This window comes from Galbibacter sp. PAP.153, from assembly GCF_037029175.1.
Taxonomy (GTDB): domain Bacteria; phylum Bacteroidota; class Bacteroidia; order Flavobacteriales; family Flavobacteriaceae; genus Galbibacter; species Galbibacter pacificus.
This window is the reverse complement of the sequence record NZ_JAZEUN010000036.1, coordinates 1-16,490: the sequence shown is the minus strand read 5'-3', so window position 1 is coordinate 16,490 and position 16,490 is coordinate 1. Positions and strand designations below refer to the sequence as shown.

11 protein-coding genes and 1 pseudogene are annotated in these 16,490 nt (G+C 38.6%); 10 read left to right on the top strand and 2 right to left on the bottom strand.

Annotation, left to right across the window (positions count from 1 at the left end; all coding sequences use genetic code 11):
* Positions 1–3: 3 nt before the first annotated feature.
* Genes UXI14_RS17220 through UXI14_RS17190 form a run of 7 tightly spaced genes read left to right on the top strand, consistent with a single transcriptional unit; the run spans position 4 to position 11,684 of the window.
* Positions 4–1,086: a hypothetical protein gene (locus UXI14_RS17220; protein WP_335967210.1), complete on the top strand. Its 1,083-nt coding sequence runs from the start codon at positions 4–6 to the stop codon at positions 1,084–1,086.
* Entirely contained in the window at positions 1,083–2,108 is a 1,026-nt protein-coding gene (locus UXI14_RS17215) for a hypothetical protein (RefSeq protein ID WP_335967209.1), read from the top strand. Before UXI14_RS17220 ends, UXI14_RS17215 begins: the two co-directional genes overlap by 4 nt.
* Positions 2,105–3,094 (top strand): hypothetical protein, encoded by a 990-nt coding sequence (locus UXI14_RS17210; protein WP_335967208.1) that lies wholly within the window; start codon positions 2,105–2,107, stop codon positions 3,092–3,094. Before UXI14_RS17215 ends, UXI14_RS17210 begins: the two co-directional genes overlap by 4 nt.
* On the top strand, positions 3,087–3,965 hold the full coding sequence (locus tag UXI14_RS17205; protein ID WP_335967207.1) for a hypothetical protein: 879 nt from the start codon (positions 3,087–3,089) through the stop codon (positions 3,963–3,965). The genes UXI14_RS17210 and UXI14_RS17205 overlap by 8 nt, the downstream gene beginning before the upstream one ends.
* Positions 3,962–4,435, top strand: a complete 474-nt coding sequence (locus UXI14_RS17200; RefSeq protein WP_335967206.1) for a T9SS type A sorting domain-containing protein — start codon at positions 3,962–3,964, stop codon at positions 4,433–4,435. Before UXI14_RS17205 ends, UXI14_RS17200 begins: the two co-directional genes overlap by 4 nt.
* A 15-nt stretch (positions 4,436–4,450) precedes the next feature.
* Complete coding sequence (locus UXI14_RS17195) at positions 4,451–11,083, top strand: RHS repeat-associated core domain-containing protein (RefSeq protein ID WP_335967205.1); 6,633 nt, start codon at positions 4,451–4,453, stop codon at positions 11,081–11,083.
* The gene (locus tag UXI14_RS17190) at positions 10,983–11,684 is read left to right on the top strand and encodes a hypothetical protein (RefSeq protein WP_335967225.1); all 702 of its coding nucleotides are present in this window, start codon (positions 10,983–10,985) and stop codon (positions 11,682–11,684) included. The genes UXI14_RS17195 and UXI14_RS17190 overlap by 101 nt, the downstream gene beginning before the upstream one ends.
* Positions 11,685–11,920: 236 nt before the next feature.
* On the opposite strand, the gene UXI14_RS17185 is transcribed toward UXI14_RS17190, so the two are convergent.
* Together UXI14_RS17185 and UXI14_RS17180 are read right to left on the bottom strand one after the other, a co-directional pair.
* On the bottom strand, positions 11,921–13,126 hold the full coding sequence (locus UXI14_RS17185) for a site-specific integrase (RefSeq protein WP_335967204.1): 1,206 nt from the start codon (positions 13,124–13,126) through the stop codon (positions 11,921–11,923).
* Between the two features lie 311 nt (positions 13,127–13,437).
* Positions 13,438–13,569 (bottom strand): annotated as a pseudogene (locus UXI14_RS17180) (transposase domain-containing protein); the annotation flags it as partial.
* 193 nt (positions 13,570–13,762) lie between these two features.
* On the opposite strand from UXI14_RS17180, the gene UXI14_RS17175 reads away from it, so the two are divergent.
* From UXI14_RS17175 to UXI14_RS17165, 3 genes are all read left to right on the top strand, one after another.
* Positions 13,763–14,533 carry a DUF6577 family protein gene (locus tag UXI14_RS17175; protein ID WP_277900087.1) on the top strand — a complete coding sequence of 257 codons (771 nt, stop codon included), beginning with the start codon at positions 13,763–13,765 and terminating at the stop codon, positions 14,531–14,533.
* Positions 14,530–15,585 (top strand): nucleotidyl transferase AbiEii/AbiGii toxin family protein, encoded by a 1,056-nt coding sequence (locus tag UXI14_RS17170; RefSeq protein WP_335967203.1) that lies wholly within the window; start codon positions 14,530–14,532, stop codon positions 15,583–15,585. The genes UXI14_RS17175 and UXI14_RS17170 overlap by 4 nt, the downstream gene beginning before the upstream one ends.
* Before the next feature lie 605 nt (positions 15,586–16,190).
* On the top strand, positions 16,191–16,433 hold the full coding sequence (locus UXI14_RS17165) for a hypothetical protein (RefSeq protein WP_335967202.1): 243 nt from the start codon (positions 16,191–16,193) through the stop codon (positions 16,431–16,433).
* Positions 16,434–16,490: the final 57 nt, after the last annotated feature.

Below are 16,490 nucleotides of genomic sequence, written 5' to 3'. Positions count from 1 at the left end.
TTATTGGCACCCTTAATCATACTTGCATCGATTAGAGTGAGTGCTCAATGGGAAGTAAAAAGCGGTACTGGTTTTATTGCCAGTTCCCATATCGACAGAAGTAATGACTTTGGATTTAATTTGGAATCAACTGGGGGAAATTACGGATATTTTATTGAGAATAATACAAATGGAACAAATCAGCAAGCATTTTATTTTGGACAATCCAATAACAATAAGAATGTATTTGGTATAAGTAGTTCTTCAAATGGTGGTATCACATGGGAGAGCAGGTTTGTGGTCAATCAGAATGGAAATATAGGTATAGGGACCAATTCTCCCGAATATAAACTTGATGTAAAGGGGGTTATAGGGATTGATAATGGATATATTGTTTTAAACCCTACTAACAATTCTACAAAGAAAATGGCAATCCGTAATTCATATGGGGGACTTTTTATATACAATGATCTCTCTAATTATACGTATGGTATTTTTATGGATGAAGATGGAAATACCGGATTGGGAACATCCAATACATCGGGAGGAAAGTTAGCGATTATACAAAAGGAGGCCGATGACCTGAGAAGTGGTATCCAACTTAAAAATTCTTCTCAAGGGCAATCGTCTTATTTCTGGATGGATACAAATAACAGGTTACATATTGATAATTCTATTCTCGGTTCAAGAAACATCATTCTAAACGGAGAAGGAAATGGAAATGTAGGTATTGGAACCGATGAAACAGGAAGTCACAAACTAGCCGTTGAAGGCTCAATCGGAGCACGAGAGGTAAAGGTGGAAGTAGGCGGTTGGAGCGACTTTGTATTCGAGGAGAGTTATAAGTTGCCAACACTTGAGGAAGTCGAGAAACATATTCAAGAGAAAGGGCATTTACAAGATATCCCATCAGCTGAGCAAGTAGCAAAAGAAGGAATTTATCTAGGAGAAATGGGTGCAAAGTTATTACAGAAGATAGAAGAGTTGACATTATATGCTATTGAGCAGCAAAAGATGATGCAAGAGCTTCAGAACCAAAATAAAATACAATCTAAAGTGATTGAAGAATTAAAAGAAGAATTAAATAAGGTTAAAGAGAAATTATGAAAAATCTATTTTTGGCCCTTTTGGTATTCCCTGTATTAGGGCATTCCCAGTCTAATAAATTTCCTGCCTCCGGGAATGTTGGAATAGGAATTCTATCACCAACACAAAAGCTGCATGTGTTTAATGGTTCATCAGGTGGGACAGGACATTATCTTTCTGATGTAATAATAGAAGATGATGACCAAGGAATGATTACCATCCTAACGCCTAATGTTAATAGTGGCTATTATGGGTTCGCTGATCAGGACGATGATTTTGTTGGGGGAATACAGTATAATCATTCTAAAGACGAAATGCTTTTTAGGGTCAATAACAGAAGTGGAGGAGACATGATGATCAATTCCATTGGAAATGTTGGAATTGGGACAGGAAGTCCAGAATATAAACTTCACGTAACAAATGGTGTAAAAATAAGAAAGACAACTATTAGTACAACTGTGGGAAGTGGAGAAAACGGTTGGCTTAGGGATGATTGGCTAACAGGTAATTATGGACCGCCCAAATGGGACCAAAGTATTCAAAAATGGGTAAGGCCTGGTGGTACCTATAATGATATTGGAGGAATTGTTTGGCAGGATGAAGGAACATATTTTGTTCGTGGAGCAAGAGGGGAAAATCTAGAATTTTCGAATACTGAATTTTTAAACACAGCCTTTTTGTTTGCGGATATTTTCACTGGCAATGTAGGTTTGGGAACCAATATTCCCGGTCCATGGAAACTAGCGGTCAACGGAAAAATTCGTGCCAAAGAAATTAAAGTAGAGACCGGTTGGAGCGACTTTGTTTTCGAAAACGATTATGACCTGCCAACATTGGAAGAAGTGGAAAAACACATTCAGGAAAAAGGGCATTTAAAAGATATTCCATCAGCTAAGGATGTAGAAGAAAATGGTATTCTACTAGGAGAAATGGACGCTAAGTTGCTTCAGAAAATTGAAGAGTTAATGCTGTATACCATCCAACAACAAAAGGAAATAGAGACACTGAAAGCAGAGATAACAGAATTAAAAAGAAAACCATGAGAAATAAAAATTGTTTGAAGTTTATAATGCTTTTAATGCCATCAATTTGTTTTCTGCAAACAAATATATTTCCTACTTCTGGAAATGTAGGGATTGGGACAACAAATCCAAGATCTACCTTGGATATCAATGGAACATTGACATGGGGATCAGGAGCAAAACTGTCCACAACTCAAGGGGCATCTATAGAGTTGCGAGGAGACGGTTTGCCATTTTTAGATTTTTCTAATGATCCTATCTCAGATTATGATATGCGATTTTTACTTAGGAACAATGACGCACTTGAAATATTGGGTGGAAAAATAGGTATAGGAACAGGGGCGCCACAAGAATTACTTCATGTGGCAGGTAACATTGTAGCGAATAAGGTCAAAATAAATGATCCAGATCAAGTAGTGGACTGGAACATCATTTGGCAAAGTGGATTCTATGAAGGCTTTGAGTCTGCTAATTCTCCTGAACCTTATGGTTGGTTTTGGGGTATTAACATGAATCACGGCTCAAACTCCTCTGAATATCGATATTCAGGTCAGATTGCCGTTAAAAACGATTTTCAAAAGCCCGTAATGTATTTTAGGAGCACCAACCGAGATGGTGAAGGGATTTGGACAAAAGTGTTACATAATACCGGTAACCAAGCTGTCAATGGCAAATTGGAAGCCAAAGAAATTAAAGTGACAAATACACCCACAGCTGACTTTGTTTTTGAAGAAGAGTACCGAATACCTTCCCTTGAAATGTTAGAAGATTTTATAAAAACGAACAAGCACCTTCCCGAAATAGATTCAGCTAAGGAGATGAAAGAAAATGGGGTGAACATAGGGGAATTCCAAATACAATTACTGCAAAAAATTGAGGAACTCACCCTTTATGCAATCGATCAAGAGAAAAGAATGGATAACTATGAAAATGTCATTGAACATTTTACTGAAGTGATAAAAAATCAACAGGAATCAATTGAAAAATTACAAGAAGCACATGATTAAAAAAATAATTCTTTTACTGGTAAGTGCAATAGGTTGCTTAAGTACGAATGCGCAATCCTATTCCGGAATATTGACCCATACCAACAGCTACTTTACCATAAAACCATACAATTCATCTTATGATGACGGTTATGGTGCCCGATTGTTTTATGATGGGAACAAAAAGGCATTGATATTCTGGAACATAGACCCAGATTATAACCGTACAGGGATTGAAGTTGGAAATATTAACTCATATGATATTAAATCTGAAAAAATCAATGCTGGTAGATTAATATTGGAGGATAAACTAGGAATAGGAACAATCAGCCCTAGCTCTCCATTATCTATAAGTGTTGGGGGGCAAGGTATAAATTTTGCATATGGCACCAACTCTAGTGGTTATACGCTAAATGTTGGTGTAAATGATGATGGGATTAATTTTGAGAACAGTTCTTCTGTTAGAGGATATAATTTTAAAAATTCTAGGGGTACTTTACTTACAATTTCTCATAAGGGGAATGCTTTTCTGAACGGAAAACTCGAAGCCAAAGAAATAAAGGTCACCACCACGCCCACCGCCGATTTTGTATTTGAAGATGGTTACAATTTACCCGGTTTGGATTTTATAGAGAGCTATGTAAAAGAACATAAACACCTTCCTGAAATAGCTTCGGCAGAAGAAATGGAGCAGGATGGGGTGAATGTAGGGGAATTTCAAATCAAACTCTTGCAGAAAATCGAAGAGCTTACGCTTTATGCTATCAGGCAAGAAAAGAAATTAAAAGAGTATAAAACATTGGAAAGCAAATATACCATGCTTCAGGAAAAAATGACAGCTATGGAGCAGTTAATGAACCAATTATTAGAAAAAGAAAACCAAAAGCCATGAAAATAAAATTACTTGTAACGATTTTTGTTTGCTTGACATCTTTTGCCATACAAGCACAATCCGAAGAATATAAGATTAAGTTCAGCTACGATAGCGCGGGCAACCAGATTTTAAGGGGCCGTGTGTGCGTAAATTGTTCCAGTGCCAAAACTGCCGTTTCTAAAAAAGAACTGATAGCCGAGACCCCTGAGGAAGAAGAAAAAATAGAAGAAACCGATGACCGGTCCATGATTACCGCCTACCCCAACCCCGTTACCGATCTGTTGAACGTCGTGTGGGTAGAAAGCGAGAATGCCATAAAGCAGGTGGCCATATATGGAACAGACGGGCGGATCCTGTTTACGCAAGAGATCAACTCCCTGTCAGGGCAGTTGAACATAGATTTCGGCAGGTACCCTTCGGGACTGTACTTGCTGTTGGTAACTTACCAAGACAGCCATCAAGAAACTTTTAAAGTGATTAAAAAATAGCCTAAATACTACCTCATGAAAAAATTACTACTCGTTGTATTTTTAACAGGTCTCACGATTCCTTGTGTTTCTTCGCAGGAATTAGAAGTGAAAACAATCAAAGCAAAAGAGGTGACCCAAGAAGTCAAAGAGATGGAGGTTGCCGAAAGTCAAGCAGAAGATCAACCCGTAATGGCATCCAGGAGCTCTGGCGGCACCATAACCGGAAGTACCATGGGAGCGCTTTCGGTGTCCTTGACTGGAGGCGCAAATTACAATATCCCTATTGATGTACCGCCCGGGATTAACGGTGTTCAACCTGAAATTTCCCTAGCGTACAACAGTCAAGGAGGAAATGGACTGGCCGGTTGGGGATGGAACATCTCCGGTATTTCAATGATTACGAGGATTCCGTCAACTCAGTACCATGACAACAAAATAGACGGGGTCGATTTTGATGCTAACGACCGTTTCTCGTTCGATGGGCAACGTTTGATATTAAAAAGTGGAACCTATGGAGGGAGTGGAGCTGTATATCAAACAGAAAATTATTCAAATGTCAAGATAACCTCTCATGGTACGCACCCTACAAGCGGGGTAAATGGCCCTAGATATTTTACAGTTCGATACCCTGACGGGTCTTTTGCCCATTATGGGTTAAATAATGATTCCAGGAGCAGGGTCGATTATGCCATCTCCTATTGGCAAAACCCACAAGGGGTACGTATTAATTACACGTATTCTTCAGATAATAATGGAATAAAAATAGATGAGATCAGTTATGGGGCCCGAACGACCGGCACCCCTATAAACACCATTAAATTTGTATACGGGAGCAGAGAGAGAAAGGAACAATCCTATATTAACGGAACCAGTTTCATAAGGTCTCAGTTACTAACTCAAATACAAGTAAAAGGTAATGGAGGGATAGGATATAGGAATTATGTGTTGACACACGATCATACAAGCCTGGGGTATGATCGGTTAACCAAGGTTCAAGAAAAGACAGGCGACAACAGCCTTTCGAGAAACCCTATTACCTTTAGTTACGGGAATACAACAAATAGTATTGTCCCTACTAACAGGCAACCGGAAGACCTTTCCGTGATCAACATAGAGCAAAGAAATTCGAAATATGTTTCTATGGACTTCACCGGGAATGGAAAAATGGACTTTGCCATTTACCCAACCACCGGGACGGAAGCAAAGAAAAAGTTTTGGTTGTTTGAGGACATCCAGAACAGTACCTATATGAATTTCGGGCATGAAGTGTCTACCGGAGGAAAATTTGAAGACATTTTTCCGGTAACATTTTTAAACTACCAAAATAAACTCATGCCAAATCAGGCTGTGGTAGTGATTCAAAATATTTCGAACAACCGTACAAAATTCAAAGTTATTGGTTATGGCGGAGCTGCACAGCCCGTTGCATTGAAATATGAAAAAACATGGGATGCGCCTACCTATTATACGATAGATCAATGCGCCCCAACTAGCGACCCCGATGGAGGCGTTAGAAGGTACAGACTGCCGCAGAAATATATTTCCGGGGATTTTGATGGCGATGGCCTTACTGATGTTGTCAGTATTTCCAAGAGTTACTCAGCAGTAAATTGTTATATAAGAGATGAGGATCCAATTCGAGCAAAACCTCTATGCGATTGTCAAACAGCTACATATGGTTATTCAACGGTGAGGTTGATTCCTTTGAATAGAAATTCAGACATCAACAGTTCCACCAAGATGCTTGGTAACCTAAACTATAATCTTAAAGACTCTGATGAAATTCACGCATTGGATGCAAACGGAGACGGAAAAACGGATATTTTACAATTTAGGGAAGGAAAAGTGTATGTATATGGTTTGAATGAAGACAATACCTCTCTTGATCTTTTATGGTCACCATTAAGTGATAGTAGGATTAAAATGGATTATAGAATATTGCCGGGGGATTATAACGGTGATGGAAAAGCCGATTTCTTGATACCGGTGGCAGAAGATTCCACTGTGTTTACACTTTTTATGTCTACAGGGAATGGTTTTCAGGTTTATGGGAACACCGCATATCCATTTAGGTACAAAGAATACGACGTTGACAATTATCCCTCTACCGTTAAAGGATATGATTTGATACCGGTGGATATCAATGGGGATAATAGAACCGATATCATAGATTTTCAGAATACAACCAATGAAAATGGCCTTAATGGTTCTCAGACCATTAGGTTGTATCAAAATAAAACTTCATCCACATCTAGCGCAAGGCCCTATTTTTCACTTGCAGCTACCGGGTATTATACCGGTGAACTGGAACATTTTCCTGTCCCTATATTTTTAAGCTCAAACAGGCCCAATGGAAATTTGGATTTTGCTACCATGAGTGATAATTCAGTGACTTCATTTGAATTCACCAAGGACCACCGAAAGGAGGTTTTATTGCAGTCGGTCTCCAACAATGGAATTACCACGGAGATCAGTTATGGTAAAGTCGATATTCATTATACAGGCGATGGAGGATATTATTCCCAGGTATACAGTGCCGGGACTACACAAACCTATCCGTATGTGAATGTGGATGTGGCCCCCTCATTTAATGTGGTAAGCGAATTGGAACAGACGGGATCGGGAATGACCCGAACGAAACAGTTTTATTATAAAGGAGCCGTGTCGCATGCTACAGGTTTGGGCTTTTTAGGCTTTACGAGGGTCATGCGGAGCAATTGGCAGGGAACTAATGTCGAGACCATATGGAATATCTCAGATCACGATCCGATGCTACGGGGTGCCGTTACGGAAGAGTGGGTGTCAACTTCATCCTATCCCAGTGATAATTTAAGCCATACAACCTATGATTATGATTATAAACTGATAGCAAATCCAAGTTCACCGTCAAGACCACAATATGATTCTGACAAACAAATAGATTCCCCCATTTCGGGTCAAAAAACAGATGAAGCCTCCAATTCAATAACCCTTTTGCCCGGTTTTTATGCCAATGGAAGCAATGGCACCTATATTGCCAGGGTAGTACCGCCTGAAGACCAGCCGGGTGCCAGTGGGTATGCAGGGGTTTCTGACCTGACATTGAAGAAAACAACGAGCGAGAATGTATTGACGGGCGTTACAACAACCGAAACCTACACATACGATGATCATAAAAACGTTACAAAGACCTATACGGCTTTCCCGGGGGGGAGTAAAACCATTAGCTATAAGTACAGCAACAATCCGTCCGCAAACAACACTTCGTATCATATAGGGCGGGTCATGAACAAAACAGAGCGCACCGTTCTCGGGGGAAGTTCCATGACCTCTGAAGAAGCCTATACCTATGAAGGAAACCTCGTTAAAACCATGAAGAAGCGCGGAAATGGTACGGATTGGTTAACGGAGACATTTACTTATGATACTTATGGAAATGTTAAATCCAAACAGCTGAGCGGAGGTGGGGCAAACCGAATAGAGGAATTTGAATACGCTTCTACTTATGGGGGAAGGTTCTTGACCAAGTCAACCGATGTAGAAGGGCTTTCAACTACCTATACCTATGATGCCGTTACCGGTAATCCGGACACGACAACAAACCCTTACGGGCTCACAACAACCTTTACGTACGATGCATGGGATCGCCTGAAAAGTGAAAAGAATTATTTGAACAAGACCACTACCCATGTATATACACCGCAAACCGGTGGAGGGATGAAGGTAACCACCAATTACCCCGAAGGGGCCAAAGAAGAGGTGCTGTACAATGCCTTTGGATGGAAAACACGCTCCGGGACATTGAGCTTGAACGGGCAATGGGTATACAAGGCATATCAATACGATGTGTTGGGAAGAAAGGTAAAGGTGAGTGAACCTTACACCGGTGGTGCCAGTCAATGGAACGAAACAAAATTCGATAAGTACGGTCGGATAATTGACCAAATTTTATTCAACGGAAAAGATATAAGGGTAACCTATAGCGGCCAATCCTCTACTGTTAACGATGGTGTTAAATCGGTTACCACAACCGTAGATGCTTTGGGCAATAAAGCAAAAGTAACCGATCCGGGAGGAACGGTCAACTATACGTATTATCCTAACGGGGTCATGAAAACCGCCAATTATGGCGGTCACGAAGTAACCGTACAAATAGACGGTTGGGGGAGAAAAACCAAACTGACCGATCCGGCAGCCGGCACCTATACCTACGAATATGATATTTTGGGGCAGCTGTTAAAAGAGACAACGCCAAAAGGGGGCACCGAATATACGTATAGTGCCGTTGGCAAGATGCTCACCAAGAAAATAACCGGCGACCATACCAATATGTCCCTTACCTATCAGTATAATGGCACGACTAAATTGGTGAGTTCCATAACAGGGGTTAACAATACGGATACAGAAACCTATAATTATACATATACGTACGATTCGTACAAAAGGCCATACACAGTTAAAGAAGTGAACGGCAAAGCTTCCTTTGAAAAACGGATGAACTATGATGGTTATGGAAGGATAAATACGGAAACGTATATATCCAAAAGCTTAGGCAGTGGAACATCAAGTACCATTGTCACCAAAAACGTATACGACCCATCATCCGGTCTTCTCGAAGAAATCAGGGACAATGCCACTGCTGCGGTTTTATGGAAGGTCAATGAACTCAATGCCCGCGGACAGGCTTTGGATATTACTTTGGGCAACGGGATGGCCCAAACCACCACCTATGATGCCTATGGGTATGTAGACAAGGCGGTGGACCAAAAGAAAAACAGTACCAATACCATTGTGGCTTTAAATTTGGACTATAGCTTTAACGTACAGCGGGGGACACTGAACAATAGAAAGAACAACAAATTTGGTTGGAACGAGAGCTTTGGGTATGACAATCTGGACCGTTTAAAGACCATAAGCGGTAGCGTATCCAAAACCATGGCCTTTGACAATAGGGGGCGGATAACCAAAAATACGGATATAGGGGAGTATGCATACGAGAGCAACAATGTGTACCGTTTAAAAGAAATTACGCCCAATACCAAAGGTAGTACATATTATGAGCAGCACCCTACCCAACAGATATCGTACAATGCGTTTAAAAAGCCGGTAGAGATTACAGAAGAAGGCCATGGCAGGGCAAGCTTTGAATACAGCCCGATGCTCAACAGGAGCCATGCCTATTATGGGGGGGCACAAACGAACAAGGAAGAGAGAAGGTACCACAAACATTATTCGGCCATTATTCCGGCAGAAATAGTGGAAGATACCCAAACCGGTAGCACTAAAATAGTTACCTATATAGCAGGCGATGCCTATTCGGCACCCATTGCCCATATCAAAAAGACCGGGAGTGGCGCTATAAATGGGTTCCATTACCTGCACCGGGATTATTTGGGCAGTATCATGGCCATTACCGATGCCTCGGGCAACCTAAAGGAACAGCGGCAATTCGGGGCTTGGGGGGCCGTGGACAAGTACTGGAGCAGTACGGGGGCAACGGTATTTACCCACAATAGTTTGTTGGGCAGGGGCTATACCGGCCACGAACACTTCTTTGAAGTGGGCCTCATCCACATGAACGGCCGTATGTACGATGCGAATCTCGGTCGTTTTTTAAGTCCCGATAATTTTATTCAAGATCCTTACAACACCCAAAACTTTAACCGTTATGGTTATGTGCTGAATAATCCGTTACTTTACAACGATCCTAGTGGGGAGTTCTTTTTCAGTCTTATATTCCCTGGAATAGGAACGTTTATAGATGCAGCCTTATGGGGGGCAGTTATAGGTGTAGGAGCAAATGGGATAAATAATACCATAAATGGCAAGGGCTTTTTTGAAGGAGCAGGAAAAGCAGCTTTATTTGGTGCCATTGGTGGTGTTGCGAGTGCCGGTATCGGAAGTATAGCAGTATCCATGTCATCTACCCTTGTATCGAGTTCATTCCAAGTAGGCGCTCATGCTCTTACTGGAGGTGTGATGTCAGCAGCACAAGGAGGTAATTTTTGGAGCGGTGCATTGGCCGGGGGCATAAGTTCCGGTATTTCTACTGGAGCAGGGCGATTATTAAAAAATGCCGGAAAAGTATGGAAGGCTGTTGGGATTGTTGGAAGTGGTTCCGTGTCAGGAGGTATTGGCAGTGTTCTCGGTGGCGGGAATTTTTGGGACGGTGTCCGGCAAGGAGCTATTACAAGTGGGTTGAATCATTTGGCGCATGGGTTTCAAGAAAGTTGGAAAACGAAAATGGCAATACGTTTAGCTAAAAAATACTATAAGAATTTAAACAAGATTATTGCATATAGTATAGCGGCGGAATCTTTGTTGGAAATTACAGATTTTGGTGATTTTTTATCAAATATAAGAAATGGTTTTTTTGAGACCTATGGCAATCAAATGGATAGGAATATAAATGAAGTATATGATAATTTGATTAATATAGCTCGAAATGTTAAGTCTTCGATGGGAGCGGCTGGAGAAATTTCAGACATATATATTTATAAAACTGCAGCGGCATTTGCCTTAAAAGCCACTAGTTTAGGGATTGAAAATTCATCATATGTTCCTCTTATAAAACAATTAGACATGAATGTCTATATTAATTATAGAATTAACCCCATGGATCCAAGTATTCCTACTGGCGGTGGATTTTCAGGAGGAGGATCTGGGGGAAGTTATTATCAACATTAATATAATATTCAATAGAAAGATGAAAAAAGTTGTGTTATTTGTTTTAATCCTATTGGGATTATTTTTCTTAATTAAATTGTATGTTTCAAACATGGAGGATAAGTTGTTGTCCAAAAGTGAAATGGTAAGAGAACTGTGGATAGATGTTGTTGAAAATGATAAAAATAAAGTATATTTTTTGAGGAAAAACCACCATCAAATCGACAGTTTGCACAGTATGGAAGAAATAGATACTATATTGAATTCTAATTACTTCCCCGATAAATGCGAAATAAATTATGAGTTTAAGCAAAGTAGATTGAATAATTATACATGTAAAGTTTATGAAAAATACAAGAAAAAGAGGGTTGGAAGTAAAATATTATTTGAACTTAAAAAATTTGACTCTATAGGTAATGAACGTATAGAACTATATAATCATGAAGCTCGTGAGTTCAACACAAGTGCAAGCTCTTTTCCAAACATAATAATATCTAGGAGAAATAAATTGAGAAGAAAGGACTTGTGTAAGGTTAAATATGGGGTGTATTCTGAGCTCGAAAATGATTATCATGAGGCTATGGAATGGATGTTAAAAAAAGAAAGAGAAAAGGGGCTATAATTTTTTAATGTAACTCAAGCGGGTGATGTAGTTGCCGTAAACGCTAATTTTTCTGATGCTACCGGACATGTTGCAATTATGATAGGGAATACAATTTCCATTGGCTACAATTGGATTATCAAGAATTACTGGAATGAATACAAATGGGTAAGGCTACAAATGAGGGAATATGTTTCTTGATTTTTTAGATAAAAGTTCAGAAACAAAATGGTTGGTCAGTTTTCAAATAGTTGTTGTTACAATAAGAGTTCACATGCCTCATCCAAAACCGAACCATCAAGTTCTTTCAGATAAGCTTGGGTAATGGACACGTTTTGATGCCCCATGGACTCACTTATAATATCGGTAGCAATGCCCTTTTGTTTCAAACAATTGGCGAAACTGTGCCGTGCCACATAACTGCTAATGGGTTTGCCTATCTTGCATATCATGGCAATTTCTTTTAGGTCTTTGTTATATTTTTTTAGGGCCTTGGATTTTCTGTTTTCTATTTGGCTTGGGGTCATTTTATCCTTTAAAAGGATAGGGAAAACATATTGGGTTTTACCAATTCGGCCATAATAATCCAATATGTCCTGAACAGGAGGGAGTATTTTGATAATGAAATTCCCCTTTGTCTTCGATCGGGTATAGAATATTCTATCTTCTGAAACATCCATCCATTTAAGCTTCATCATATCGGCAAAATTCATCCCCCTGGTATAAAAACTGAACACAAAATAATTTCTGCTATCAATTAAATGTGGGTGCTTCGCAATGTCCAGGTTGATGATCTTTTGAACTTCATCGATGCCCAAGGCCCTTTTTATCCCTTTTCCCTTTAGCTTGGAAACCTTATAGACGTCAAAAGGATAAAGCTCTTTTTTTACAATGTTCCTTTCTATGGCCATGTTGTACAAAGCCCTGATTGCACGCATACGGACCCCTATACCTCCATCTGTTCCCCCTCTTGACCTTAAGAAGACTTCATATTTGTTTAGAAATGTAGGAGTGATGTCTTGAAAATTGAGCGAATTTGAAGGATGAAATTTTTTGATGGAATTATAAGAGTCCCTATTGGCCCTTGCATTGCCCGTCCTCCCGGCATCGATCATTTCGCTAATGATTTCATCCCAGAAATTATAAACATTTTGCTTTATTGGATTCGCTTCTATCCTAAAGCGGCTTTCGAAATCCTCCAAAGAAAAATTGTCCTTTTCAATTTCAAGGTCGGAATATACTTTTAATGCCCTAGCCTTGAACTTTAGCAAAAGACGATTGCTTTGGATATAATTGTCATAGCTTTTGTTAAATGTTCCGGTGGCATTGTCCCAATGATTAGGAGCGGTATTATAAATGGTTTTAAAGTATTTGGTTTTTCTATCTTTAGTAACTCGCAGACAAACAGGATATGTCCCGTCAGAGAGTTGTTTTTTACGTAAAATGACTTTTATGCTTGCCATGGTGCTTTAGATATTGGGTACAACATAGGTACAACAAATTTGCAATTAAAGGTACTTATTTTGAAAACAGAAGCAAAAAAACAATTCATAAATTACTGGTTACCAGCGTAAAAGAAATTATAAGAAAATAAAGGAAAGTAAAATTTTCTATCTCATAATCAGGGGGGTCCATGGTTCGAGCCCATGTGGGACCACCAGTAAATTCAAGGCTTCGGATATGGAAGGCTTTTTTTATATCCTTTGGGTACGTATGCACCCCATCAAGTACATCTTTTAACTTAGGGTAAGTTTATTTACTGGTTTTGTTTGATCTAAACTTGCTTTAATTTCTTGTAGTTCTGAGGATAAAGATTTCGGATATCTTTATGATTGATGGACATGATATTCTCTAAGGTATATTTGAGCCACTGATATGGGTTTACCTCGTGTTTTTTGCAGATCGCTATTAGCGAATTTTAAAATGCCATTTTAGATATAGGATCGATAGGTCTTGGCGTTTTTACTCAAAAATGCCAGTAAATAGATTTTACTGGTAAAAATGAGTAATTTTAAAAAATGTCACTATATTTGTAGTAAAGGCAAAAATGAGTAATTCATAAATATGCCAAAAATATTAAATACTGGCAAAATTGAGCTATGTCTAAAATTATTGATCGTCAAATATCAAAACATTTTAAAAGTAAAGGGTATTTCGACCGAGATACCCTTAGTTCCTTTTTGAATGATTTGAATCCGGAATTCACGGAAAGTGCATTAACATGGAGAATTCATGATTTGGTCAAGAGAAAGGTGATTGATCAAGTGAAGTTGGGAGTATATACCATTTCAAATAAAGAAGCTTATAAACCATTTGTATCGAATAAACTGGCTCAATTATCAAAGATTGTGGCCAAAGAATTTGACGAATTGGATTATTGTCTTTGGAGTACTGAATGGTTGAATGATTTTACACGGCATCAATTGGGAACCTTCTTTTATATACTGGAGGTGGAAAAGGATTTTATAGAGGAAATATTCAATGCGTATTCAGAATCTAAACAGTATAGGGTGTACCTCGATCCTACAGAGGACATCATGGAAAGGTATGTAGAAAGCGAAATTTCTATAGTCATTAAACCATTAATCAGCCGTTCGCCAAAACAGAAAATTACAGTTAAGGAAAAGTCCAAGGATAACATCTATGTGCCGACCTTGGAGAAAATACTAATTGATGTGTATAGCGATGCTGTAACCTTCTATGCTATTCAGGGAAGTGAAATGGATACACTGTTTGAAAATGCCTTGAAACGCTATCAAATAAACTTTACCAAACTCATTAGCTACGCCAGAAGAAGAAATAAGGAGATTCAAATTAAAAGTTACTTAGAGAACAACTTTGGTGACTTTGTAAAAGGTATTTTAGAATGATAAAAGCACATTGTTTTACTAAAGAGTGGATCAACGGTTTTAAACAGCAAAAGCATTTGAAGCGTATCAATCCTCCAGTTCTAGAGAAGATGATACAAGCACTATCACTTTTACAACAGTTAAAAGCTCATGGTCTGGATTTTACCTTTAAAGGAGGGACAAGCCTCGTTTTACTACTTGCTAAGTCGAGAAGGTTTTCTGTTGATATCGATATAATTACTACTCAAACCCGTAAAGAAGTAGAAGCTATTTTGGACAAAGTGGTAGCGAGTTCACATTTCACCAAATGGGATTTACAAGATCGAAGAAGTTACAAAGAAGGTGTGCCAAAGGCTCATTACGAATTTGATTATGAATCGAGCCTGAACCAAAGTGCTCATTTTGTGCTGTTAGATCTTTTATTTGAGAAAACCGATTACCCAAGATTGTTGTTAGCTCCTATACGATCGGAGTGGATTGAATCTGAAGAAATATTGGAGGTAGCCGTACCCTCCATAGAATCTATTTTGGGCGATAAACTTACTGCATTTGCTCCAAATACTGTTGGAATCCTTTATGACAAAGGCAAAGAGCAGGAGATTATTAAGCAACTTTTTGATATAGGTTGCCTTTTTGATGAAGTCGAAAACGTAGAAGAAATAGCATTGAGCTTTGAGAAAATTGGAAGTAAGGAAATTAGATACCGTGAACTTGAAATTGGTTTAGGAGATATACTAGATGATATTTTTACTACTTCTTTACTTATAGCTAAACGAACCAAGAATACTGAAGAGCCAGACAAAACAAGGTTTATGGAACTCACTAATGGAATACGAAGGTTCGAAGGATTTTTAATCGCTGAAAATTTCAAAATAGAAGATGCTATATTGGCAGCAGGTAAAGCAGCTTACCTAGCTAAAAAATTGAAAAACAAAGACTATTCGGCTATAGTTAAATTTAATGGTCAGGATGTAAGTAAACTAGAAATTACTGGTGAGCTAAACTTCTTGAACAAACTCAAAAAATCAAGAGACAAAGCTGCATTTTTCTATTGGTATACGGCTCTTAACTAAGATAGACCTGAATAAACTAAAAATAGTACTTGTTTATATGTAATTAGTGCATATTCCGATGAAGACGGACAGCCATTCCGCTGGAAGGCGGACAGCCGTTCCGTTTCAAAACGGACAGTGATTCTGTTTTAAAGCGGACACCCAATCCGGGGCAAAACGGACACTTTTCTCATCTTAGTGCCATTAACTTTTAAAAAGCAGATAATGGCCAACAATCCGATAGGTATGAGAGAAGTACGCGAACTATTACGTTTATATTTTCAGCAGGGGCTCAGTGGCCGAAAAGCGGCTAAAATTGTAGGTAGAAAGATGCATAAACAATGGAATTCAAAACTTTATTTGTGGCAGGGTGTGATATTTTCTAGTACGGGATTAACATTTCTCTTTATGTTTATTTTAAAATGGACAAACATTTTGTCATTTTAGAATCTTGAGGACAAAAAACTAACTAAAAAAAGGAATCTTGAATTATATAAAACTTTAAAATTCAAAAAATAGAGAACAATCGTAAAAGCCATTTGGCAACAAGCTGGAAAAAAATTCAACAATCATAAAAAAACAATCGAAATTGATAATTTTGTATCTTTGATAAAAAGACAAAAGAAATGGATTTAGAAGCAAGAAAAATATCATTTGTTCAAGAATTTTTAAGGCTTCAAAACGAAGAAATCGTTAGCGGACTTGAAAAATTATTGCGTAAAAGAAAAGCTGAATTGATTGAAAAAAGTTTCAAACCAATGACAATGGAGCAATATAACGCTGAGATTGACCAAGCAATGGAAGATTCTAAAAATGGACGAATGATAAAAGTGACTGATTTGAAAGCTAAAATCCAAAAATGGGGTTAGAAATTTATTGGCTAGAACTCGCAGAAAATAAACTTGAAGATATTTTTGGGTACTATT